This window comes from Nocardia sp. NPDC051833 (assembly GCF_040681225.1).
Lineage (GTDB): Bacteria > Actinomycetota > Actinomycetes > Mycobacteriales > Mycobacteriaceae > Nocardia.
The window spans coordinates 359,487-380,914 of record NZ_JBFAYK010000002.1; the positions used below are offsets into that span (position 1 = coordinate 359,487).

At 70.0% G+C, this 21,428-nt stretch carries 24 protein-coding genes and 1 pseudogene; 10 read left to right on the plus strand and 15 right to left on the minus strand.

Translation table 11 applies throughout. The annotated features are described in order from the left end of the window. On the plus strand, positions 1-933 hold the full coding sequence (locus AB0L91_RS19665) for an STM4011 family radical SAM protein (RefSeq protein WP_365011825.1): 933 nt from the start codon (positions 1-3) through the stop codon (positions 931-933). Here the strand turns inward: AB0L91_RS19665 and AB0L91_RS19670 are convergent. Both AB0L91_RS19670 and AB0L91_RS19675 read right to left on the minus strand, forming a co-directional pair. After that, positions 837-1,349, minus strand: a complete 513-nt coding sequence (locus AB0L91_RS19670) for an OsmC family protein (RefSeq protein ID WP_365011827.1) — start codon at positions 1,347-1,349, stop codon at positions 837-839. The two genes, AB0L91_RS19665 and AB0L91_RS19670, sit on opposite strands and share 97 nt — an antisense overlap. Positions 1,350-1,414: 65 nt before the next feature. Continuing rightward, on the minus strand, positions 1,415-1,648 hold the full coding sequence (locus AB0L91_RS19675; protein ID WP_365011829.1) for a hypothetical protein: 234 nt from the start codon (positions 1,646-1,648) through the stop codon (positions 1,415-1,417). 88 nt (positions 1,649-1,736) lie between these two features. Here AB0L91_RS19675 and AB0L91_RS19680 point away from each other — a divergent pair, with 88 nt between their 5' ends. Continuing rightward, positions 1,737-4,751 carry a Tn3 family transposase gene (locus AB0L91_RS19680; RefSeq protein ID WP_365011831.1) on the plus strand — a complete coding sequence of 1,005 codons (3,015 nt, stop codon included), beginning with the start codon at positions 1,737-1,739 and terminating at the stop codon, positions 4,749-4,751. A 56-nt stretch (positions 4,752-4,807) separates the two neighbouring features. Here AB0L91_RS19680 and AB0L91_RS19685 read toward each other — a convergent pair whose 3' ends face one another. Further along, a complete protein-coding gene (locus AB0L91_RS19685) occupies positions 4,808-5,140 on the minus strand; it encodes a MerR family transcriptional regulator (protein WP_365011833.1) in 333 nt (110 codons plus the stop codon). 157 nt (positions 5,141-5,297) lie between these two features. Between AB0L91_RS19685 and AB0L91_RS19690 the strand changes: the two genes are divergently transcribed. The 6 genes and pseudogenes from AB0L91_RS19690 to AB0L91_RS19715 all read left to right on the plus strand — a co-directional run bounded on the left by AB0L91_RS19690 (position 5,298) and on the right by AB0L91_RS19715 (position 8,331). Continuing rightward, positions 5,298-5,717 (plus strand): HSP20 family small heat-shock protein, encoded by a 420-nt coding sequence (locus AB0L91_RS19690; protein ID WP_357347194.1) that lies wholly within the window; start codon positions 5,298-5,300, stop codon positions 5,715-5,717. A 23-nt stretch (positions 5,718-5,740) separates the two neighbouring features. Next, on the plus strand, positions 5,741-6,052 hold the full coding sequence (locus AB0L91_RS19695) for a hypothetical protein (RefSeq protein WP_357347192.1): 312 nt from the start codon (positions 5,741-5,743) through the stop codon (positions 6,050-6,052). Positions 6,053-6,181: 129 nt separating this feature from the next. Continuing rightward, positions 6,182-6,397 carry a hypothetical protein gene (locus AB0L91_RS19700; RefSeq protein WP_365011836.1) on the plus strand — a complete coding sequence of 72 codons (216 nt, stop codon included), beginning with the start codon at positions 6,182-6,184 and terminating at the stop codon, positions 6,395-6,397. 58 nt (positions 6,398-6,455) lie between these two features. Then, a pseudogene (locus AB0L91_RS19705) lies at positions 6,456-6,629 on the plus strand (cold shock domain-containing protein); the annotation flags it as partial. Between the two features lie 128 nt (positions 6,630-6,757). After that, positions 6,758-6,964 carry a hypothetical protein gene (locus AB0L91_RS19710; RefSeq protein ID WP_357347188.1) on the plus strand — a complete coding sequence of 69 codons (207 nt, stop codon included), beginning with the start codon at positions 6,758-6,760 and terminating at the stop codon, positions 6,962-6,964. 362 nt (positions 6,965-7,326) lie between these two features. Then, a complete protein-coding gene (locus tag AB0L91_RS19715; protein ID WP_365011838.1) occupies positions 7,327-8,331 on the plus strand; it encodes a site-specific integrase in 1,005 nt (334 codons plus the stop codon). 45 nt (positions 8,332-8,376) lie between these two features. Here the strand turns inward: AB0L91_RS19715 and AB0L91_RS19720 are convergent, their stop codons facing one another. From AB0L91_RS19720 to AB0L91_RS19765, 10 genes are all read right to left on the minus strand, one after another. Next, positions 8,377-8,865, minus strand: a complete 489-nt coding sequence (locus AB0L91_RS19720) for a hypothetical protein (protein WP_365011839.1) — start codon at positions 8,863-8,865, stop codon at positions 8,377-8,379. A 121-nt stretch (positions 8,866-8,986) separates the two neighbouring features. Continuing rightward, positions 8,987-9,598 (minus strand): methyltransferase domain-containing protein, encoded by a 612-nt coding sequence (locus AB0L91_RS19725; RefSeq protein ID WP_357346961.1) that lies wholly within the window; start codon positions 9,596-9,598, stop codon positions 8,987-8,989. A gap of 78 nt (positions 9,599-9,676) precedes the next feature. Beyond that, on the minus strand, positions 9,677-10,363 hold the full coding sequence (locus AB0L91_RS19730; RefSeq protein ID WP_365011841.1) for a hypothetical protein: 687 nt from the start codon (positions 10,361-10,363) through the stop codon (positions 9,677-9,679). A 28-nt stretch (positions 10,364-10,391) separates the two neighbouring features. Beyond that, positions 10,392-11,036, minus strand: coding sequence for a 3-oxoacid CoA-transferase subunit B (locus AB0L91_RS19735; protein ID WP_365011842.1), 645 nt, complete (start codon positions 11,034-11,036; stop codon positions 10,392-10,394). After that, positions 11,033-11,776 carry a CoA transferase subunit A gene (locus tag AB0L91_RS19740; protein WP_365011844.1) on the minus strand — a complete coding sequence of 248 codons (744 nt, stop codon included), beginning with the start codon at positions 11,774-11,776 and terminating at the stop codon, positions 11,033-11,035. The genes AB0L91_RS19735 and AB0L91_RS19740 overlap by 4 nt, the downstream gene beginning before the upstream one ends. Continuing rightward, positions 11,773-12,363 carry an alpha/beta fold hydrolase gene (locus AB0L91_RS19745; RefSeq protein WP_365011845.1) on the minus strand — a complete coding sequence of 197 codons (591 nt, stop codon included), beginning with the start codon at positions 12,361-12,363 and terminating at the stop codon, positions 11,773-11,775. The genes AB0L91_RS19740 and AB0L91_RS19745 overlap by 4 nt, the downstream gene beginning before the upstream one ends. A 27-nt stretch (positions 12,364-12,390) precedes the next feature. After that, complete coding sequence (locus AB0L91_RS19750; RefSeq protein WP_365011847.1) at positions 12,391-13,683, minus strand: MFS transporter; 1,293 nt, start codon at positions 13,681-13,683, stop codon at positions 12,391-12,393. 81 nt (positions 13,684-13,764) lie between these two features. Continuing rightward, positions 13,765-14,817, minus strand: a complete 1,053-nt coding sequence (locus AB0L91_RS19755) for a 3-keto-5-aminohexanoate cleavage protein (RefSeq protein ID WP_355272209.1) — start codon at positions 14,815-14,817, stop codon at positions 13,765-13,767. 50 nt (positions 14,818-14,867) lie between these two features. Continuing rightward, entirely contained in the window at positions 14,868-15,734 is an 867-nt protein-coding gene (locus tag AB0L91_RS19760; protein WP_355272210.1) for a TauD/TfdA family dioxygenase, read from the minus strand. 25 nt (positions 15,735-15,759) lie between these two features. Then, on the minus strand, positions 15,760-16,734 hold the full coding sequence (locus tag AB0L91_RS19765) for a quinone oxidoreductase (RefSeq protein ID WP_365011849.1): 975 nt from the start codon (positions 16,732-16,734) through the stop codon (positions 15,760-15,762). A 108-nt stretch (positions 16,735-16,842) separates the two neighbouring features. Between AB0L91_RS19765 and AB0L91_RS19770 the strand changes: the two genes are divergently transcribed. Beyond that, positions 16,843-17,847: an AraC family transcriptional regulator gene (locus AB0L91_RS19770; RefSeq protein ID WP_365011851.1), complete on the plus strand. Its 1,005-nt coding sequence runs from the start codon at positions 16,843-16,845 to the stop codon at positions 17,845-17,847. A 10-nt stretch (positions 17,848-17,857) separates the two neighbouring features. On the opposite strand, the gene AB0L91_RS19775 is transcribed toward AB0L91_RS19770, so the two are convergent. Then, positions 17,858-18,949 carry a metallophosphoesterase gene (locus tag AB0L91_RS19775; protein WP_365011853.1) on the minus strand — a complete coding sequence of 364 codons (1,092 nt, stop codon included), beginning with the start codon at positions 18,947-18,949 and terminating at the stop codon, positions 17,858-17,860. Positions 18,950-18,986: 37 nt separating this feature from the next. Beyond that, positions 18,987-20,213, minus strand: coding sequence for a hypothetical protein (locus AB0L91_RS19780; protein WP_365011854.1), 1,227 nt, complete (start codon positions 20,211-20,213; stop codon positions 18,987-18,989). A 268-nt stretch (positions 20,214-20,481) separates the two neighbouring features. On the opposite strand from AB0L91_RS19780, the gene AB0L91_RS19785 reads away from it, so the two are divergent. Continuing rightward, entirely contained in the window at positions 20,482-21,426 is a 945-nt protein-coding gene (locus tag AB0L91_RS19785; protein ID WP_365011855.1) for an AraC family transcriptional regulator, read from the plus strand. Positions 21,427-21,428: the final 2 nt, after the last annotated feature.

Consider the following 21,428-nt stretch of genomic DNA (forward strand, 5'->3'; position numbering starts at 1 on the left):
GTGGACCTGACCCTGCTCTATCGCGGCCCGCTCGCCTCCTGCGACTACGACTGCCCGTACTGCCCGTTCGCCAAGCGCCGCGACTCCACCGATCAGCTGCGCGCCGACCGGGCCGCGCTGCGCCGCTTCACCGAGTGGGCGCACGCGCAGACCGGGGACCGGCTGTCGGTGCTGTTCACGCCGTGGGGTGAGGGTTTGGTGCGGTCGTGGTACCGGACGGCACTGATCGAGCTGTCCCATCGCCCGCACGTCGATCGGGTCGCCATCCAGACCAACCTGAGCGGCCGGATCGACTGGACCGCCGACGCCGACCCCGACACCCTCGCCCTCTGGTGCACCTACCATCCCGGCCAGACGCCCTATCGGCGCTTCCTCGACAAGGCCGAACGGCTGGCCGAGGCCGGAATCCGGTTCAGCGTCGGCATCGTCGGGCTGCCCGAGCACCTCGCGCACGCCCGCCGCCTGCGCGCCGATCTGCCCGAGCACGTGTATCTGTGGGTCAATGCCGCCGAGGGGCACACCTACACCGACGACGAGGCCGCGCGCTGGACCGCGATCGACGCGCTGTTCCCGTTCAGCAGGCACCCACACCGCTCGGCCGGATCAGCCTGCCGCACCGGGTCGTCGGTGATCTCGGTCGACGGTGACGGCGAGGTCCGCCGCTGCCACTTCGTGCGCACCCCGCTCGGCAACCTCTACGACGGCTCCTACCGCGCCGCGCTGACCCCGCGCCCGTGCCCACTGTCGGTGTGCGACTGCCACATCGGCTACGTCCACCTGGAGACACTGCCGCTCTACGACGTGTTCGCCGGTGGCGTGCTGGAACGGATTCCCGCTCAGCCGACGTCGAGCGTGGTGCTCACCGGCGTGGCACCGGTCGACAGGTCCAGCACCGGGCAGTGCGCGTCGACCGCCTGCTGCAGTTCGGCGTAGCGCTGTGCGGTCTCGGGGCCGGTGATCCGCACGTGCACCCGCACCGCCTGGAAGCCGGGCCGCACCGTGTCGTCGATGCCGAAGAAACCGCGCACATCCAGGTCGCCCTCGGCGGTGATCGCGAGGTCGTCGACGGTGATGCCGAGGCGTTGTGCCCAGAAGCGGTAGGTGACCACCTGGCAGGAGATCAGCGCGGCGAGATACACCTCCACCGGGTTGGCGGCGGTGTCGGCGCCGCCGAGCGCGGCCGGTTCGTCGACGACGACCCGGTGCGTGCGCGCGGTGACGACGCTGCCCACCGTGCCCTCGGTGGTGCCCGCGGCCCGGAAGACGAAGTGCGCGTTGGCCGGATCGGTCGCCACCGCCTGCGCGGTCGCGTCGGAGATGTCGTTGAGCGTGGTGAGCTGACTGGTCATGGCGGGACGCTATCGCCGGGACGGCGATCCGCCCACCCATGTGTTCGCGCTGATTCCAACCGGCGTCAGCGCTCACCCGACAGCTGGCGGGCGATCAGCTGGTCCACGGCCTCGGCGGTGAGTGGTTCGCTGCCCGGAGGGTCGATCGGTTCCGGGCGATCGCCGAACAGGTAGTCGCGGAAGGCCCGCAGGTAGTCGTTGAGGTCGCGCTGCTCGGCGAATTCGGTTCCGGTCGGATCGGGGTAGCCGTAGCATCCGCCGAAAATCGGGCGGATATGGCGTAGCCGCCTGCTGGGCACCGGTTCTCGTGCTCGGTGTGCGTGTGGGGCGCGTTGGTGCTTGGCTGCCGGGGATGATGTTGGTCGGCTCTGGTGGAGGCTGGGTTTCGTGGCGACGCGGATGTTCGCGGACGAGGAACTGGAACGTCTGCGGGGGTTTCCCGAGATCAGTCGCGAGGAACTGTTCCGGTACTTCACTTTGACGCCGTCGGATCTGGCGTTCGTCGATCCGGGCCGCGGGCGTGGCCCGGCGGACCGGTTGGGGTTGGCGATCGCATTGTGCACGCTGCCGTGGCTGGGATTCGTGCCGGACCGCCTGGTCACGGCCCCGCCGGTGGCGGTGGCGCGTCTGGCCGAGCAGCTCGGGGTGGATCCGGTAGAGATCGGTGGCTACGGCCGGCGCGCCAAGACCCGCACCGAGCACGTGCGCCTGGCCGCGCAGTACCTGGGCTGGCGGGCGGCCGGTGCGCTCGAACTCAAGGAACTCGACGAGTTCCTGCTCGCGCGGGCGATGGAACACGATTCCCCGACCCTGCTGTTCCGGCTGGGATGTGAGTACCTGATCTCGGCGCGGGTGATCCGGCCCGGCCCGGTCACCGTGGTCGAGCGCGTCGCGCACGCCCGCCACCAGGCTCAGACCGAGACCTATGACCGGCTGGCCCACGAACTCACCCCGGCTCGCTGCGCGGAGCTGGACGGACTGCTGGCCACCGACGCCTCGCTGGGGATCTCGCGGTTGCGGTGGCTGTCGACCGGGCCGGTGGAGGCCTCGGCGGCCGGGGTGCGCGCCGAGGTCGACAAGCTGGCGTTCCTGCGAGGGCTGGGTGCTGATCGCCTGGACCTGTCGGCGCTACCGGCCGAGCGGCGCCGGTTCCTGGCCGCGGTGGGTCGCCGGTTGACCCCGCAAGCCCTGGAACGCCGGGATCCGCAGCGGCGGTACCCGATCCTGCTCACCGTGCTGGCCCAGTCGGGCACCGACGTGCTCGACGAGGTGGTCGCGTTGTTCGATCAGGCGATCTCGGCGAAGTTCGGGGCCGCCGAACGCCGGATGCAGCAGGAACTGGCCGAACGCGGCAAGACAGGAGAGGACCGCCAAGGGTTGCTCGACGAGCTGCTGGCGATCGTCACCGACCCGGCTGTCGCGGATGAGGAGATCGGTGGGCTGATCCGCGGAGAGAAGATCGGATGGGAACGCCTGCGCGCGGCGATCGCGCAGGCCAAACCGCGCCTTCCCCGTGATCACGGGCACCTGGCCGCGCTGGATTCCTCCTACAACTATCTGCGCCAATTCACCCCGGCGGTGCTGGCTTCGGTGCGCTTCGCCGGCGGGACCGCCGCGACCGAGCTGCTGGTCGCGGTGGCGATGCTGCGCGAGCTGAACGCGACCGGGCGGCGCAAGGTCTTCGACGACGCCCCGACCGGGTTCGTGCCGACCAAGTGGCGCGGCTACCTCGACCAAGCCCGGAAAACCGGTAGCGCCACGGCCTATCGGCACTACTGGGAGTTGTGCGTGCTGCTCGGGCTGCGCGACGGGTTGCGCAGCGGGGACGTGTTCGTGCCCGGCTCACGCCGCTACGCCGACCCCGCGGCCTACCTGCTCACCGACGAGGCGTGGGCCCCACAGCGCGAGGAATTCTGTCGCCTGGTCGGCCGGTCCGCCGATCCCGGCGCCGCGTTGGCCGGCGTCGTCGACGAACTACACACCGCCCTCGGTGAGCTGGAGACGGTGCTCGCCGAGGGTGAGGGCCCGGTGCGGGTCGACGAGGACGGGGACCTGGTGATCTCGCCGCTGACCGCGGAAGACGTTCCGGCCGAGGCGATCGCGCTCAAGGCCGAGCTGACCGAGATGCTGCCCTTCGCGCCGATCGTGTCGTTGCTGATCGAGCTGGACAAACGCACCGGTTACCTGGACTGCTTCACCCACGCCGGCGGCCAGGCCACCCGCACGCCGGAGTTGAAACGCAACCTGATCGCGGTGCTGCTCGCGCACTCGACCAACCTCGGGTTGACCAGGATGGCCGAGGCCTGCGGCATCAGCTACGACATCCTGTCCTGGACCGACGAATGGTATGTGCGTGAGGAGACCCTGCGCGCGGCGAATCTGGTGCTTATCGACTATCACCAGCGGCTTCCGCTGACCACGGTGTTCGGGACCGGCACTGTGTCCTCGAGCGACGGGCAGCGCTTCCCGACGCGCGGCAAGTCGACGACCGCGCGGCCGATGAGCCGCTACTTCGCCGATCAGGGCCTGTCGACCTACACCCATGTCACCGACACCCACGCCACCTACGGCACCAAGGTGATCGTGGCGACCAGACGCGAAGCCCACTACGTGCTCGACGAGATCCTGGGCAACGCCACCGATCTGCCGATCACCGAGCACGCCACCGACACCCACGGGGTCACGCTCGTGAATTTCGGGCTGTTCGACCTGCTCGGGATGCAGCTGTCCCCACGGATCCGGGACCTGGGCCGGATCACTCTCTACCGGCCGGGCCCGCGCGCCGAGGCCGAGGCTCGGTTCCCGCACGCGGGACCGTTGATGACCCGCAAGGCGAACCTGGAGCTGATCGCCGAGCACTGGGACGACCTGCTGCGCCTGGCGGGGTCGCTGAAGTTCGGGCACGCCACCGCCTCCCTGCTGGTCGGCAAGCTCTCGGCCTCGGGGCGTCAGAACACCCTGGCCGCAGCGCTCAAGGAGTACGGGGCACTGCGACGCACCATCTACGCCGCGAAATACCTCTCCGACCCCGACTACCGGCGCAAGATCTCCCGCCAGCTCAACAAGGGCGAATCGTTGCACGCGCTGCGCCGCGACCTGCTCTACGCCCACGAGGGCATGATCCGAGCGCGCCACCTCGAACAGCAGACCGAACAAGCGTGGTGCCTGACGTTGGCGACCAACGCCGTGATCGCCTGGACCACCGAGTATTACGGGCTCGCCGTGCAGCAGATGCGCCGGGCCGGGCAACGCATCGACGACGAGGTCCTGGCCCACATCTCCCCGGCGCACAGCGCCAACATCAACTTCTTCGGCGCGATCGAAGTCGACATCGACGCCGAACTCGCCGCGCTCGGGCCGACCGGGTATCGGCCATTGCGGGTCCGCGACACCCTGTTCTGACTCAGGCGACGGCCTGCGGGATGAATCGGCCGCGGCCCTACCCCGGACGGGCCCGGTCAGCCCTGCTCGGCGGTCGGCGGGTGTTGCGGTGGCTGCTGAGCGGTGCGGAGCTGTTCGCGTAGCCGTGCCACGGTGTCTTCGAGTTCGAGGATGCGCGCGACCGCGGCCAAGTTGGCACCCTCCCCGGTCAGGGTGGTGATCCGCGCCAGCCGCGACAGGTCGGCGCCGCTGTAGCGGCGGGTCCCCCCGGCACTGCGAGCCGGGGTGAGCAGGCCGTGCTGCTCGTAGAGGCGCAGGGTCTGCACCCCGATCCCGGCCAGCTCGGCGGCCACCGAGATCGCATACACCCCCCGCCCGGCGCCTGGCAGCGTGTCGCGTTGTGGGTCCATCACCTGTCCTCACCTCGTCTTCTGAACTCTAGCCCAGATTATCTCATGTAGACACTTGCACTCTCCTGAGTCGAGTGCTAAATAATATCTATGCCGGATGGCAGAGGTTATCTGGCCGAGAATCTACCGAGAATGGAGTGAGTTGGAGGTGGCGACCATGCTGATGCGTACCGATCCGTTCCGTGACCTGGATCGTCTGACCCAGCAGGTGTTCGGGACACCCGCCCGCCCGGCGGCGATGCCGATGGACGCCTGGCGTGACGGCGACGAGTTCTTCGTCGAGCTCGACCTGCCGGGTATCGACGCGGATTCGCTGGATCTGGATGTCGAGCGCAACGTGGTGACCGTGCGCGCGTCACGGCCGGGCCTGGACTCGGGCAGGACGATGATCGCGGCCGAACGCACCCGCGGCGTGTTCTCCCGACAGCTGTTCCTGGGCGAGAACCTCGACACCGACGCCATCCGCGCCGACTACCGCGACGGAGTGCTGCGCCTGATCATCCCGGTGGCCGAGAAGGCCAAGCCCCGCAAGATCGAGATCGCCCGCAACGACGAACGCCAGGCCATCAACGCCTGAGCCGTGCGATGGGAGGTTCGACGATGTCTGCCTCGATCATCGACACCACGCCCGACCGCTGGTGCGACGACACCGAACTGTGGGCGCTGGATCCCGACTACGCCGACCTGGTCGCCGAGATCGAAGCCGTCTTCACCGGCATCGATCCACCACCGCGGCCACCGGCTCGCCCCGGCGGCGGTGACCCCCACCGGCACCGGCCACCACGACAACAGCGGGCCTACCCACCACCGGCCCGGCCGAGCTCACCGCAGTGGACACCGACCCAGCGCAGCCCTCCGTGGCGGCGGAACGGCCGCGCTGTCCCGATCACACAAATTCTCGAAGTGAGGTGATGCGCAATCGACAGATCCACGACATCGACTCTTCCGATGAGCTGAACAACGTTTTCCTTCGGTCCCGGTGGCCGGGCACCGCGCCCGGCCACCGACTCCGTCCCACGAGCCCGTACGAGGAGGACCGCCATGACCGTGCTACCGACCGCGTCCGAGGCCGACCGCCTCGAACAGCACACCTTCGCCGACGAGGCCGACCGCGACCTGGGCCCGGACTTCGACGCCGTCCAGACCGCCACACCCGGCCCGGCCGGACTCGATACCGCCGACGTGGCCGACCGTTTCGAGCAAGCCTGGAGCACCCCCTACGACAATGATGACGACCTCGCACTACTGGCCCACTGACCAGCAGCCCGCCACCGACCCCGTCCACCCCGAGGACACGGCATCAGCCTGGACAGCGGGACAGGTCGAATGGTTCGACGCGCAGAAGGGTTTCGGGTTCCTGCGCCCCGACAACGGCGGACCGCCGGTGTTCTGCGACTACACCGCCATCGAGTCCCCCGGCTACAAGACGCTGCACTCCGGCCAGCGCGTCGTGTTCACCACCACCGACACCGGCCGCGGCCCCGAAGCCGCCCGGGTCCTGACCTACCACCGACCCGGCACCGAACCCCAGACCGGCGACCGGCCGCGGTTCCGGCCACGATGCCGACGCCGCGCCACCTGAACCACCGCCCCTGTCCTGCCAGGAGTAGACCCCCTATGCCTCGCAACGTCACGCCCACCCCGACCCCCGGCGACAGCGGAGTCGTCTGCTGGCCCGAACCCAGCCCCCTCGACGACTGGTGGACCGAGATCATGGACGGTGTCACCCCGACCCGTGCCCACACCGCCTGTTCCGGCACCACCTGTTCCGGCGAGCACGGTCATCCCCGCCCCACGCCTCCGTCGCGCCGGGGGGCGGCGTGAACACCGCGCTGGCCCTCGTCCTCGCGGCGACCGTGCTGGCCTGCGCCGCAGCCACCGCCGGCTGGGGCGCAGTAGCACTGAGCTACTACTGGGAGATGCGGCGCCGCCGCACCCCCCGACTCGCACCTTGCCGCCCGACTCGCACCTTGCCGCCCGCCTCGGCCCGGTCACCACAGCCAACGGCCTGACCCCGGCCAGATCACGCCCCTCCCGCGACGGCGTCCACGCGCCCCGGCTGCGCTGATACCCCGGATAACAGTCTGTTATCCGGGGTAACGTGAGAGTCGACCTGCGGCGGACCTACCGTCGCACCGACGCGAAGCGGCCCCGTTATCCGGGGCAAGCCGGAAACGGGGGATTCGATGGCCGCGAAGGTGACCCGGCTGCGCACCGCGCCGACCCGCACCCTGCGCACCGCCGCCGAGGCGTTCCTCGACACGATCGGCTCGGCGAACACCCGCCGCGCCTACGGCATCGCCATCGTCAAGACCGTCGACCAGCTCGACGGCCGTGGCGAGGACGGGCTGATCGGGCCCAGCCGGGCCCTGGACTCGGTCACCGACGACGAGATCGGCGCCGCGCTGGAATCGTTGTGGGGCAGCGCGGCGGTCAATACCTGGAACGCGCGCCGCGCCGCGGTCGGCAAATGGCTGAGCTGGTGCGCCGAGCAGGGCTGGACCGCACCGACGCTCCCGGCCTCGGCTGGGCGCTCGACGCCGCCGGACTCCGACACCCCGGTCCGCTCCCGCACCGCGATCGACCGGCTCTTCGGCCGCCGCGAGATCCATGTGCGGGAGAAGACGCTGTGGCGGATGCTGTATGAAACCTGCGCCCGCGCAGAAGAACTGCTCCAGCTCAACATCGAAGACCTCGACCTGGCCGCACGCAGCGCGCCGGTGAAATCCAAGGGCGCCAAACCCCGCACCCGCCGCCGCGGGCCAGCCCACCACGAACACGTCCTCGAGACCGTGTACTGGGACGCGGGCACCGCCCGCCTGCTCCCGCGATTGATCAAGGGCCGCACCCGCGGACCGGTGTTCGTGGGCCACCGCCGGCCCGGGCCCGGCAAGTACCTTGCCGACCGCGATGTCTGCCCCGACACCGGGCTGGCCCGGCTGTCCTATGACCAGGCCCGCGACCTGCTCGACGCCGCTACCGCGCTCGACGGGCCCGGAACCGGCTGGGATCTGCACGAACTGCGCCATTCCGGCCTGACCCACCTCGGGGAATCCGGGGCCAGCCTGTTGCAACTGATGGCCAAGTCCCGGCACCGCAAGGCCGAGAACCTGCGCCGCTACTTCAAACCGTCCCCGCAGGCGATGCGCGAGCTCACCGCGCTGCTCGGCCCGGACGCCAACCGGCGCTGACCAGCAGCTGCGCCATATCCGCCCGATTTTCGGCGGATGCTACGGCTACCCCGGATCGAACCAGTCGTCCGGTGTCGGGCGCCACGCGATCATGAAATCGAGCGCTTCACTCAGCATTTTCCCGGTGGTGGGATCCCTGAGGCAGGCCGCGCGCAGCGCCGCCGCTCGCTCGCGCATTCCGCGGCTGTACTCGCGACTGTGCATGTCGACCAACGGCCATCGCAGGCTTTCGATATGCGGGATTTCGTCCCACCAGGTGGGTGCGGCGCCCCGGGCGGCTCGTCCTGATCCCGTGACCGGCACCGGGTAGTCGGCGGGTGCGTTCCTGCGGTCGATCGCGCGGGTCGGCCCGATTCCGAGGTTCACGGGTGGGTACCACACGCCACGCCACACCGGGACCCCGAGACTACGGTTCACCGGCGGTCGCTCGGCCAGGGAGATGTCGACCGTGATGCGCCGCACCGGTGGCAGCGGTCCGTCGCCGACCATGTCCGCCAGCATCGACAAGCAGTCCGGGACGTCGAAGCCGGTCACGCCGACGCCCTCCCAGAGCCGTGCGTCGGTGCCCTCTTCTCGGTCGAATTCGATCCAGTACCGTCGCGGCTCGGTCACCCGGGATGTCCTTCCCTCGCCGTCAGCGTCGGTGCCGATCCTGTCAGCGCGCGACGCCCAGGGACAAGGCGGCGAACGCTTTCGGTGCGCCCGGATGGTAGAAGCGGTCGAGTTCGGCGGTCTCGAAGCCCGCCTCGGTGAGCAGGCCGGGAATGTCGCGGACGAGGTGACAGCCGCCGGCGATCCGCTGCTGGATCGGGTCGAGCCGGTACTGCCAGGTCCGCACCGACGCGTCGGGGGCGAGCCCGTGTTCGACGAAATGCAGTGTGCCGCCGGGTTTGAGTACCCGGCGGATCTCGGCCAGGGCGGCACCGACATCGGGAATCGTGCACAGCGTGAACGTCGAGAGCGCGGTGTCGAAGGTCGCGTCCGGGAACGGCAGCGACTGCCCGTCCAGCCCGGCCCGTTCGATCGGCACCCGGCTCTCCGCCACCCGTTTCGCCGCGATCTTCCAGGCGACATCGGCCGGTTCCACGCCGCTGACCCGCTCCACCGCGTCCGGATAGAACCCCACATTGGTGCCCGACCCGAACCCGACTTCGAGCACGGCACCGTGCAGACCGGCGCAGGCCCGCCTGCGCAGGGTGTCGTTGGTGGCCACCCCGCACACCGTGTCGACGATGTGCGGCAGGATCCGCTCGCTGTAGAAGCCCATCCCCCGATCATCCCCCTCGCGCGCGCCGAGCGCCGCCGAACGCACGGTCGCCCTGCCCGGCGACCGTGCGTCTCGCGTCTACTTCGCGGGGAACGGCGCGGTGATCGTGGAGACGTATTGGATCACGGCCCCGATCGCCACGGGCGCGGTCACCAATAGTTGACCCGCCACCGTGCCGAGCGCCCCGACAGCGAGGACGCCCCCGAGGCAGCCGACCGCGGCCGCGGGCAGGAACGGACCGAACAGGCCGATGATGGTCGCCGCGGCGACGGTCGCGCCGACCACACCGCCGAGTACGCACCCGACGGCAGCGCCGCCGAGCCCGCCGATCAGGGTGCCGACGGCGGCGCCGGTGGAGATGGTGGTGGTCAGGCGCGCCCACGCGGCCTGCTCCCGGTCGTATTCGGTCTTCCACGGCGCCTTGTCCTCGAACGGCAACGCGACCGGCCGGTAGACCGCGCTGTCCGGGGACAGGTCGGGTGTCAGGGTCGCGGTGCGGCCGTCGATGTGGGCGGCGATCGGGAAGACGAAGTCGTCGACGGCGAAACGCAGCGGTGTCGCGGCGACGACGGTGCCGTCGTCGGTGCGCACGGTCAGCGCGCCGTTCTCGACCGTGAGGGTGCCGGCGTCGATCGCGATGATCGAGGCCGACTCGGTGGCGTGCGCGGTGAATCCGACCGGTGCCGGGCCGGTGGGTTCGGCCTGCGCGGTGCCCGCCGCGGCGACCACCGTGAGGGCGGCGGCGGCCAGGGACTTCATCAGCATGGGGTGGTTCCTCATCATCGTGGGTTCTTCAGTGCAGGGGTGCCGCGGTGACGGCGCGGACGTGGTCTTCGGTGACGCCGGGCGCGCATTCGCGCAGCACCAGTCCCGACGGTTCGACGTCGATGACGGCGAGTTCGGTGATGACGCGGTGCACGACGCCGACGCCGGTGAGCGGCAGGGTGCAGTGCGGCACGATCTTGGCCGTACCCGCCTTGTCGGTGTGGGTCATCAGCACGATCACCCGGCGGGCGCCGTGGACCAGGTCCATCGCCCCGCCCATGCCCTTGACCATCTGTCCGGGCACCATCCAGTTGGCCAGGTCGCCGGTGGCCGAGACCTGCATGCCGCCGAGGACGGCGGTGTCGATGTGGCCGCCGCGGATCATGCCGAAACTGAGCGCGGAGTCGAAGAACGCGGCGCCGTCGGAGACGGTGACGGTCTCCTTGCCTGCGTTGATCAGGTCGGCGTCGACATCCTCGGCGCGTGGGTAGGGGCCGGTGCCCAGGATCCCGTTCTCCGAGTGCAGGGTCACCGCCACGCCGGCGGGTAGCTGGTTCGGGATCAGGGTGGGCAGGCCGATCCCCAGGTTGACGTACTCCCCGGGGCGCAGTTCCCGCGCGGCGCGGGCCGCCATCTCGGTGCGGGTCCAGCCGCCGGTCACGGTCGAGGTCACGAGACGGTCCGCCGTTCGATCGGTTTGGTCTGTGGGCCGGTGTGCACGATGCGGTCGACGAAGACCCCGGGCAGGTGCACCTGCGCCGGATCGAGCGTGCCGGCGGGCACGAGCGTTTCCACCTGGGCGAGGCACACCCTGCCCGCCATCGCGGCGAGCGGGTTGAAGTTGCGGGCCGCCTTGTTGAACACCAGATTTCCCGCGGTGTCGCCGATCAGCGCGTGCACGAGCGCGTAGTCGGCGGTGATCGATTCCTCGAGCACGAACCGGCGGCCGCCGAAGGTGCGGACCTCCTTGCGCGGCGAGGCCACCGCGACGGACCCGTCGGCCCGGTATCGCCATGGCAGCCCGCCCTCGGAGATGGGGGTACCGACGCCCGCGGCGGTGAAGAACGCCGGGATGCCGGTCCCGCCCGCCCGCAGCTTCTCCGCCAGCGTGCCTTGGGGCGTCAGTTCGACTTCCAGTTCCCCGGCCAGGTATTGGCGGGCGAACTCGGCGTTCTCACCGACATAGGAGGCGGTGACCCGGCGGATCCGCTTCTGCGCCAGCAGAATTCCCAGCCCGTGATCGTCGGTGCCGCAATTGTTGGAGAAGATCTCGAGGTCGCAGGCGCTGCCTGCCGCCAGCGCGCTGATCAGGGCGTCCGGGATGCCGCACACCCCGAACCCGCCGACGGCCAGCGACGCACCCGAGCCGATATCGGCGACCGCGTCGGCGGCGGTGGCGAACACCGTCGTCATCGGGCGAGCTCCGGGCTGTCGGTCATCGTGAGCAGGTCGTCGAGCAGTTCCTGCGCGCGCGGCCACGGCCCGTAGCCCGCCGCCGGATTCAGGTGTCCGACATCGCCGAGCTCGACCAGGCTGCTGCCCCACGCCTCGGCCATCCCGGACACCCGGCGGGCGGTGGCCAAGGGGTCGGTGCTGCTGGCGGCGACGATGCTCGGGAACGGCAACCGGCGGCGCGGCACCGGGGTCCAGCCGTGCGCGGCGAGGTCGGCGGCAGCGGGATAGCCGGGCGGCAGCGGTGTTTCGAAGTCGGGCGGCGTCGCCAGCAGCGCGCCGCGGACGGGGCGGGTGGACTGCTGGGCCCAGTGCACGGTGATCATCACGCCCGCGCTGTGTGCCACCAGGACGATGGGTCCGTCGATCTCGGCGAGCACCGCGTCCAGGGCGGCGATCCGCGCGGGCAGGCTGAGCCCGTCGCGTTCCAGCGGCGGCACGATGGCCACCTTGTCCAGGGTGGCGGCCAGCAGGGTCTGCCAGTGGTCGGCGACGTGATCACGCAGACCGGGGACGATCACGACGGTCGGGGTGGGAAGGGAATTCATCGGTGTGGTTGTCCTTGTCGACGAGAGTCAGTGCGGTGCCGCGGCGTGGACGGCGGCGAGTTTGCGCAGTCCCAGCGGGTAGACGCGACGGCCGAGCAGCAGGGCGGCGACGGCGAGCACCGACACCACCGGGGTCACGCGCAGCGCGTCCCACAGGCCGAGGTGATCGGCCAGCACGCCGACCACGAACGGGCCGAGCGCGAGCCCGAGCAGGCTGTTGGCCAGGGTGAGGGTGCCGAAGGCGGAGGCACGCACGGAGGCGTGGGTGAGGTTGGCGACCATCGCGACGGTCGGGCCCGCCGACCCACCGGAGAAGAACGCGCCGATCCCGAGCAGCACAAGTTGCGGGACGCCGGTGCCCAGGCTGAACCCGAGTCCGAGGCTGACGAGCGAGATCAGGCAGAACACGATCGCGGTGACCCATTTGCGGCCCATGTCGGCGCGGCCGACCCGATCGGTGATCACCCCGCACACCACCATGCCGGTCCCGACGAGCGTGACGATGACCGCCGCCAGTCCCGCCGCCCGATCGGGCGCCAGCCCGTAGTAGCGATTGAAGAAACTGGGCATCCACGACAGCAGCACGGCCGCGGTGAACATCTGCAGGCCGCTGCCCACGTAGGCGCACAGCACCGCCGGGTTGGTGAACAGGGTCGAGATCGGTGCGCGGTAGGCGATCTCGGGCGCGGGGTCGGTGGCGTGGCGGGCGGTGCGCTCCTCGGTGACCACCGACCGGAACGCCACCGCCAGCACCAGTCCGAAGATCGCCATGGTCGCGAACGACCACCGCCAGCCCAGGTGCACCGCGATCACGCCGCCCGCGGCGACGCCCAGTACCGATCCGAACGAGCCACCCGCCATGAACGCCCCGCTCAGCGCCGCGTGCCTGCGGGCGGCGAACACGCTGAGCACCAGCGCGATACCGACGCTGCCGTAGGCGGCCTCGCCGACCCCGACGAAGAAGCGGGCGGCCAGCATCTGCGGGTAGTTGTCGGCGAGCGCGCACACCAGGGTCGCCGCGCTCCAGACCAGGGCCATCAGCACGAGGCTTCGCACCCGGCCCCACCGGTCGGCCAGCACCGACAGCGGGAGGGTGAGCAGCCCGACCATCAGGGCGACGACGCTGCTCAGCGACGCCAGTTGCGAATCCGACAGCGCCCATTCGGCTTTCAGGAACGGAAAGACCGCGCTGAGCACTTGGCGCGACATGTAGTCGGCCAGTAGCAGGCCGAAGGCCAGCGCGAACACCAGCCAGGGATAGGTACGGGAGACGGACGGGGTGCGATTCGGCGCCGCGATGGCGGTCGTGGTGTGGTCCATGGGTGCTCCTGCGAACCGGTGGACGTCGTCGCTGACGTCCACCGGGTTGTCGAGACAGGGGAAGCTGATCCCCCGGGAGGGTCAGGCGTGGTGGGTGAAACCGACCTGGCCCGGCTTGCGGTTCGGGGCGAACCCGATCTTGGCCAGCGTCTCGTCGGCGTCGGCGTAGTGCTCGTCGAGCCGGTAGATCTCGCGCGCTTCCTTGCCGGTGGCGACCTCGCGACCGAGTTCCCCGGCGATCCGGACCAGCTGCTGGATCTGCTGGACCGAGGTCATCCGCTCGCCCTTGCGGCCCCACAGGGTGTCCTCGTTGCCGCAGCGGGCGTGCAGACCCATCGCGATGGCCATCGTGTTCACCGGCAGCACGCTGCGCATCAGCGTCTCCAGGGTGAGCACGGCGCCGTCGGGGGTGCGGCGGATGAACTCCATCATGTTGTAGGGGTTGGGGCCGTCGAAACCGCCGCCGATGCCGACCCAGGTCAGCATGAGCGGGCCGGTGTAGACCCCGCGCCGGATCAGCCGCTCGACGGTCTCCAGCTGCGGGATGCTCGACAGCTGGAAGTGCGGCTGGATGCCGTTGGCCTGCAAGCGCTTCAAGTGCTCGGCGACCCAGGCCGGGCCCGCGGGCACGTACATCTCCCGGTACGCCTCGTACACCTCGGGCCGTTCGAACGAGGTGCCCGCGATGTCGTCCTCGGTCATCAGCTCGACGATGTTCATCTGGCTGGTGTTGATCGCGATGGTGACCTGGTCGGGCTTGGGGTCGAGCTCGGCCAGCATGTGCCGGGCGTCGTCGGGCAGCCACAGCGCGTCGGCGCCCTCGCCTTCGGGCGAGAACGAGATCGACCCGCCCACCTGCAGGATCATGTCCGGCACCGCCTCGCGCAGCCGGCCGAGCAGTTCGTTGAACTTCGACAGCCGCTTGGAGCCCTTGCCGTCGAGTTCGCGCACGTGGATGTGCAGCACGGTCGCGCCGGCGGCGTAGCAGTCCACGGCCTGCTGGACGTGTTCGTCCATGGTCAGCGGGAGGTCTTCGCGGAAGTCGTCGAGTTCCCATTCCGGACCGTACGGCGCGGCGGTGATGACCAGCTTTTCCTGGTTCTCGGGGAACAGTGCGTCGTCGTGAAAATGCATGGGGGTACTCCGATCGGAATTGCGAGGGTGAAAGGAAAAAGAGAAAGGTGTCAGAAGGGACGGTCGCCGACGATGCCGGCCCGTTCCATCTTGCGCACCGCCGGCCAGTAGTCCTGGACGGCATAGTGCTGGGTGGAGCGGTTGTCCCAGATCGCGAAGCTGTTCTCGGTCCAGCGCCAGCGCACCTGATACTCCGGAATGGCGGCCTGCCGCATCAGATAATTCAGCAGTTCGCTCGCGCCGGGCGCGTAATCGGCGCCGAATCGCACGTTCTCGGGGGTGTGATAATTCACCAGGTGGGTGGTGAAGGAATTGACGAACAGAATTTCCTCGCCGGTTTCCGGATGAATACGCACCACCGGGTGTTCGGCATCGGGAAAACGTTCGTGCAGCGCGAGGCGGTCCTCTTCGAGCATGGCCGCGCCGAAGCTCGCCTCGATACTGTGCCGGGCCCGCAGGTGCGCGATCCGCGACCGCACCGACTGCGGCAGCCGCCGATAGGCCTCGACCATGTTCACCCAGATGGTGTCACCGCCGACCGGCGGCGATTCCACACACCGCAGCACGGCGCCCATCGGCGGATTCACCCGCCAGGTGGCATCGCAGTGGAAGGCGTTCTCGTAGTGCTCGGGTGCGCTGTCGAGGTCCTTGTAGATGCGGACCAGACCCGGATGGTCGGGATCGCCTGCCGCGACCGGGTGATCCTCGAGCGGGCCGAAACGTTCGGCGAGTGCGACGTGTTCGGCCCTGGTGATGTCCTGGTCGCGCACGAACAGCACCTTGTGGCGCAGCAGCAGGGTGCGCAGCTCGGCGAACAGGGCGTCGTCGGCGGCGACCTCGGCGAGGTTCACCCCGTGCAGTTCGGCGCCGATGGTCGCGGTCAGCGGCACCGCGTGCAGGGCGGTACGGACGGTCATGGCTGGTTCCTTTCCGGTGGACGCGTCAGAGCGTGAAGACCGACGCGCCGACGCTGCGGCCCGCTTCGAGGTCGCGATGCGCCGCGACGGCGTCGGCGAGTTCGTAGCGCTGGTTGATCTCGACCCGCAGGCGACCCGCGGTGAGGTGGTCGAAGAGCTCGCCCGCGAGGTCGGCGCGTTCGGCCGGGTCGGCGATGTAGTCGGCCAGGGCGGGCCGGGTGACGAACAGCGAACCCTTCACGGCGAGCTGCATCGCTTCGATCGGCGGTACCGGACCCGAGGCGGTGCCGAAGCACACCAGCAGGCCGCGGCGGGCCAGCGAGTCCAGCGAGGACTGGTAGGTGGTCTTGCCGATGCTGTCGTAGACCACCGGAACGCCCGCGCCGTCGGTGATCTCGCGCACCCGGGTCGCGACGTCCTCCCTGGTGTAGATCACCACGTGGTCGCAGCCGTTGGCGCGGGCGACGGCGGCCTTCTCCTCGCTGGAGACGGTGCCGATCACGTGCACGCCGAGCAGCTTGGCCCACTGTGTGAACAGCTGACCGACCCCGCCCGCCGCGGCGTGCAGCAGGACGGTGTCGCCCGCGCGCAGCGGATGGATCCGCCGCAGCAGGTAGGCGGTGGTGAGACCGCGCATGGTGGTGGCGGCCGCGGTGTCGGCGGCGATACCGTCGGGCAGGGCGATCAGGTGCTCGGCGGGCATGACCCGTTCGGTGCTGTAGGCGCCGAGCGGGCTGCCGGTGTAGGTGACCCGGTCGCCCGGCGCGAAGCCGGCCACGCCGGGGCCGACCGCCTCGACGACACCGGCGCCCTCGACGCCGAGTCCGGCGGGCAGGGTGGCCGGGTAGAGACCCGTGCGGAAGTAGGTGTCGGCGAAGTTGAGTCCCACGGCCTCGTGGCGGAGCCGGACCTCGCCGGGCCCCGGATCGCCGACCTGGGTGGTCTCCCACCGCATGACGTCGGGGCCGCCGATCTCGGCGAAACGAATTGCGTGTGCCACTGCATCTCCTTCGGTGTGATGGACATAACAGTAGGGATGGACACCGGTCAGTGCTTATCCTGACGGGACAGAGAACTATTCCTCTCGGGACATCGAGGAGGTGGTGGCGTGAAGCCGTTGTCCCGGTACGCGTCGCTGAACGACTACCTCGACCTGGCTCGTTCACTCGGGTTGGAGCCGGCGCGGCTCATCCGCGACTGCGGCCTCGATCCGGCCGGTTTCGGCACCCAGGACCGCTGGATCCCGGCCGAGGCGGTCGCCGAACTGCTGGAACGCTCGGCCGCCGAATCCGGCCGGGAGGACTTCGGATTGCGGATGGCGCAGCTGCGCCGCTTCGCCAATCTCGGCCCGCTGAGCCTGGTCATCCGCGAGGAACCCGACGTGCGCAGCGCACTGCGGCTGCTCGCGCGCCACGAGCACATGTACAACGAGGCGCTGCACACCGAGATCATCGAGGCCAACGGGGTGGCCACCCTGCGGGTCTCGGTCGACGTCGGCAGACCGGCGCCCGTGCGCCAGGCGGTCGAACTCACCACCGGCGTCCTGCACGGGCTACTGCGCGGCTTCCTGGGGCCCACCTGGCGACCGATCCAGATCTGCTTCTCCCACCCCGCGCCCCGCGACCGCGCGACCTACTACAAGATGTTCGGCCCGCACGTCGAGTTCGACCAGGACTTCGACGGAATCCTCACCTACAGCACCGATCTGGACGCCCCCAACGCGATGGCCGACCCCCAGTTGCGCACCTACGCCCAACGATTGATGGGCAGGCTGACACCGACGCGCGAAGCCACCGTCACCGACCGGGTCCGCGAACTCGTGGAACTGCTGCTACCGACGGGACGCTGCACTGTCGAGCAGGTGGCGCGCAGTCTCGGCGTCGACCGGCGCACCGTGCACCGCAGGCTCGCGCAGGACAACACCACCTTCAGCGCGATCGTCGACGACACCCGCGCGGCGCTGGCCGAACGGCTGGTCACCCATCGCCGCCACTCCCTCACCGAGGTCGCCGACATGCTCGGCTTCTCTTCGGTGAGCAACTTCTCCCGCTGGTTCCGCACCCGCTACGGCACCAGCCCCCGGCAGTGGCGCGAGCAGCGCCCCCGCCACTGACCGGTCGCGCTCAGGCCAGGCGACGATCGAAGACCTGGGTCCCGGCACCGGAGGCGGCGTCCACGGTGACGACCCGCAGGTTCACCTTCTCCTGGCTCAGGTCCATCACCATGAAGCCCAGTTCGTGCTGGGTCTCGTACAGCGCGGGATGCGCGGAATCCTCGGTCGCCGCGGGCTGACCGGACGCCGTCTTGCCCGCCGCGCCGGAGACGATCTGCCGGGTGCCCTTCGATGCCGCGGTCGGTTCGAGCACCTGCAGGGTGTGGTCGTGGCCGGACAGCAGGAACGAGACCTTGCCCAGCACATGGTCTTCGAAGAACCGCTTGGCGTGCACGCCGTTGATCGGCTCGATCGGCAGGCCCTCGTAGTTGCCCGCGTCGCCGTGCGGTCCGTTGCTGAGGTACGGGTGGTGGGTGCAGGCGATCTTCCACGGCGCGGTCGACTCCGCCAGCGCCCGGTCCAGCCAGGCGCGCTGCTCGTTCATGTACTGGCCGTCCACCGACCAGTACGGGTCGAGCAGCGGTGGGATGTAGGCCGCGAGCGGATTGACGTCGAGCACGAAGAACTCCACCACCGGGTTCTCCTCAGGCACCCGCACCGAGTAGTAGCGGCTCGGCATCCACCAGCGGCGCGACCTGGCGTGGTACTCGACCTCGTGATTGCCGCGCAGCAGCCAGCCGCCGTCGCCGGGGAACACCGCCGAGGTGTCGTGGTTGCCCAGCACCATCGCCCAGGGAAAGTCCAGGCCCGCGTTGGGATCCTCGAACTTCGTCGCGAACTGGACGTCGTCGGGGCCGTTGGGCCCGGATTCGTAGATGTTGTCGCCGAGGCCGACCGCCATCGTGAACGGCTCGCGCGCGTGGAAGGCCCTGGCCGCGTCGGCCACCGCCCACTGGGTGCGGCTGCCGGTGCCCGCGTCACCGGTGATCAGGATCCGGGCGGTGCGGCCGGGGCCCGGTGCGAACTTCGGCACCTCGGCCGGGACCGCCGCCGCGGGCGTCAGCCCGACGAGGGTGATGCCTGCGACGACGCCTGCCGCGCCGGCCAGCACTTCCCGCCGGCCGATACCGGCCGGGGTGGAACCTGGGGTGGAGTGCGACACGTGGATGCTCACCTTCTGGTCTGGGATCGGTGGAAACCTACACCGCGCACATCGACTGGATGACGCCGCGCACGATCGGTGCGCCGTAGTCGGTCGGCGCGAAGGCCAGCTTCTGCACGATCGACAGGGGCGTGAGGACCGCGTCGGCGACCCCGGCGTACCCGGCGACGGAGGTACCGGCCGAGAACAGCAGGCTGGTGATGTCGAGGGTCAGTGTGGCCAGGTCGAACGCGTTCTCGACCTCCACCTGCGCCAGCGGCACGGTGTCGAGCGCGGTTCCCGCGGCGACGTCGGCGCCGAGGTTGGCCAGGAAGGTCAGCGGGCCCATGTCGAGGGCTTCGACCAGCGGTCCGAGTTCGTCGGAGCGGCGCATCAGCATCACCTCGGCGACGCGATTGCCGGCCAGGAACACCTGCAGGTCCGCGGCAGCCTGGTCGACGGCGGCGGGGTCGACCCGCACGGCACCGCTGGTCAGGAAGGCCCGCGAGCGTTCGACGACGGCGGCCATGGTCAGGTCGGCGATCGGCGTGCAGTGTCCGTCGGCGGTCATGACCAGGGCGGCGAGGTCCTCGATCGGCTGGGGAACGTCGACCGGTTCGGTGGTGGCGGCACCGAGGTCCAGCGGCGGGTACACGTTCGGGGCGACGCAGCCCGCGTCGATCGAATTCTGCACCGCCCTGGCCAGTGCCTTGGTCCCGGTGAACGCGGCGCCGACGATCGGCTTCAGGAAGATCCCGACCGTGGGGACCATGCCGGCGGCCAGCTTGGCGGGAATCTTGACGATGCCGGTGGCGAGGATGAACACCTCGATCGCGTCGTCGACCGTCAGCTGCGAGACCGACATGGTCTGGTCGATCCGGCCGGTGCGGACCGCGTCGAGGCCGTTCACCAGGTAGGTGACGATGGGGTCGTCGAGTTCGGCGGGCCGGATGCCGACCAGTTCGGGCCGCATCGGCAGCCCGTCCCGGTGCACGCGCACGGCGGCGATCCCGGCACGGACGTCGGCGACCTGCCGATCGTAGGCGGCCAGCTGGGCGGGCCCGACCATCCCGCGCAGGATCGACGCGGCCGCGGTCACGACATCGTCGAAGGTCGGTGCGCCCGTGGTGCACAGCGCTGTCGCGTCGGCGATCGGGGTGGCCGCGAGGGTGTCCGCGGCGCTCGCCTGCGCGGTTCCCGGCGCGAGCAGGACACCCGCGGCCACGGTGAGCGCGGTGAGGGAACCGACGCAGGGCGCGGTGCGGCGGGACAGGGGCAGGCGCATGCGGTGTGATCTCCGGCTGGGCGGCGCTCGGCGCACCGCCGAGCGCATCGGATGGAAGGTGCGCACCGAACCTAGGGCGGCGTAGTTTCCGAAACGGTGGCATTTACATGAACGGCTGACCAATTTGGACGTACGTTCAGTTAATCCGTGCTCACCGAACAGGGGTGTTCGCCACGATGTAGCGACGGAGCGGGCCGCGACACGCGCCCGATCGTGGCTGTCACCACGATCGGGCGACAAGCACGGTTGCCCGATGGATACTGGGCCGATGGCCGACAGGTTGTCTCCCCTGGTGCTCAGCACCGAGAGTGTCTCGCGCAGGGAGGCTTTCGACTTCTGGCGCGACAGTGTGTGCGCGATGTACTTCCGCATGCAGGTCGATCCGATGACCAGCGCGGATTTCAACGCGCGCATCGAATACGCCACGCTGGAGAACGCCGTCGGCCTCTCGCGCGTGCGCGCCGACGCGCAGCGGGCCCGCCGACGCCACGTCGACCTGAGCGCCGACACCGAGGACTGCGTGCTCGGCATCATCACCCTCGACGGGCGCGCGGTCCTCGAACAGGACGGCCGCACCGTCGAAGCCACGCCCGGCAGCCTGATCTTCCTCGACAGCACCCGCCCCTACTGCGCAACCTGGACCTCCACCTTCGAGGAACTGGTCGTGCAGGTGCCCACCCGCCGGATCTCGGTCGCCGACACCCGCTCGCTCACCGCGAAGGCCTTCGGACCCGGCACCGTCGCGCCGACGGTCACCTCGTGCTTCACCGCCCTGTTCGACCTCGTCGCCACCGATCCCGCGCAGGCGGCGCCGCTGGTCCCGCACGCGCTGGGCCTGTTCGGTGCCGCCGTGGCGACAGTGGCCCGCCGCAAGAGCGAACCGGAGGAGATCACCGCGCTGCTGCGCCAGCAGGTCTTCGACTTCCTGCGCGCCAACGCGTGCGACCCCGAACTCACCGCCGACGTCGTCGCCGAGGCGTGCGGGGTCTCCCGCCGCACGCTCTACCGGATCGTCGGCGGTGGCGGTGTCGCCCAGCACATCCGGGTGATCCGCATCGATCGGGCCAAGAAACTGCTGCAACGCGAGCGCTACCAGTCGATGGGCGCGATCGCCGCCGCCTGCGGTTTCGGCAGCGAGTCCGGCTTCCATCGCGCGTTCCGGGAGGCGGTCGGCGCGACACCGGCCGACTACCGGCAGATGGTGCGGCCCTAGCG

What these genes read in the sequence shown, in the direction of transcription:
- AB0L91_RS19670 (WP_365011827.1), bottom strand. Translation starts at nt 1,349, where the DNA reads ATGACCAGTCAGCTCACCACGCTCAACGACATCTCCGACGCGACCGCG.
- AB0L91_RS19685 (WP_365011833.1), bottom strand. Translation starts at nt 5,140, where the DNA reads ATGGACCCACAACGCGACACGCTGCCAGGCGCCGGGCGGGGGGTGTAT.
- AB0L91_RS19690 (WP_357347194.1), top strand. Translation starts at nt 5,298, where the DNA reads ATGCTGATGCGTACCGATCCGTTCCGTGACCTGGATCGTCTGACCCAG.
- AB0L91_RS19695 (WP_357347192.1), top strand. Translation starts at nt 5,741, where the DNA reads ATGTCTGCCTCGATCATCGACACCACGCCCGACCGCTGGTGCGACGAC.
- AB0L91_RS19700 (WP_365011836.1), top strand. Translation starts at nt 6,182, where the DNA reads ATGACCGTGCTACCGACCGCGTCCGAGGCCGACCGCCTCGAACAGCAC.
- AB0L91_RS19710 (WP_357347188.1), top strand. Translation starts at nt 6,758, where the DNA reads ATGCCTCGCAACGTCACGCCCACCCCGACCCCCGGCGACAGCGGAGTC.
- AB0L91_RS19715 (WP_365011838.1), top strand. Translation starts at nt 7,327, where the DNA reads ATGGCCGCGAAGGTGACCCGGCTGCGCACCGCGCCGACCCGCACCCTG.
- AB0L91_RS19725 (WP_357346961.1), bottom strand. Translation starts at nt 9,598, where the DNA reads ATGGGCTTCTACAGCGAGCGGATCCTGCCGCACATCGTCGACACGGTG.
- AB0L91_RS19730 (WP_365011841.1), bottom strand. Translation starts at nt 10,363, where the DNA reads ATGCTGATGAAGTCCCTGGCCGCCGCCGCCCTCACGGTGGTCGCCGCG.
- AB0L91_RS19740 (WP_365011844.1), bottom strand. Translation starts at nt 11,776, where the DNA reads ATGACGACGGTGTTCGCCACCGCCGCCGACGCGGTCGCCGATATCGGC.
- AB0L91_RS19745 (WP_365011845.1), bottom strand. Translation starts at nt 12,363, where the DNA reads ATGAATTCCCTTCCCACCCCGACCGTCGTGATCGTCCCCGGTCTGCGT.
- AB0L91_RS19750 (WP_365011847.1), bottom strand. Translation starts at nt 13,683, where the DNA reads ATGGACCACACCACGACCGCCATCGCGGCGCCGAATCGCACCCCGTCC.
- AB0L91_RS19755 (WP_355272209.1), bottom strand. Translation starts at nt 14,817, where the DNA reads ATGCATTTTCACGACGACGCACTGTTCCCCGAGAACCAGGAAAAGCTG.
- AB0L91_RS19760 (WP_355272210.1), bottom strand. Translation starts at nt 15,734, where the DNA reads ATGACCGTCCGTACCGCCCTGCACGCGGTGCCGCTGACCGCGACCATC.
- AB0L91_RS19780 (WP_365011854.1), bottom strand. Translation starts at nt 20,213, where the DNA reads ATGCGCCTGCCCCTGTCCCGCCGCACCGCGCCCTGCGTCGGTTCCCTC.
- AB0L91_RS19785 (WP_365011855.1), top strand. Translation starts at nt 20,482, where the DNA reads ATGGCCGACAGGTTGTCTCCCCTGGTGCTCAGCACCGAGAGTGTCTCG.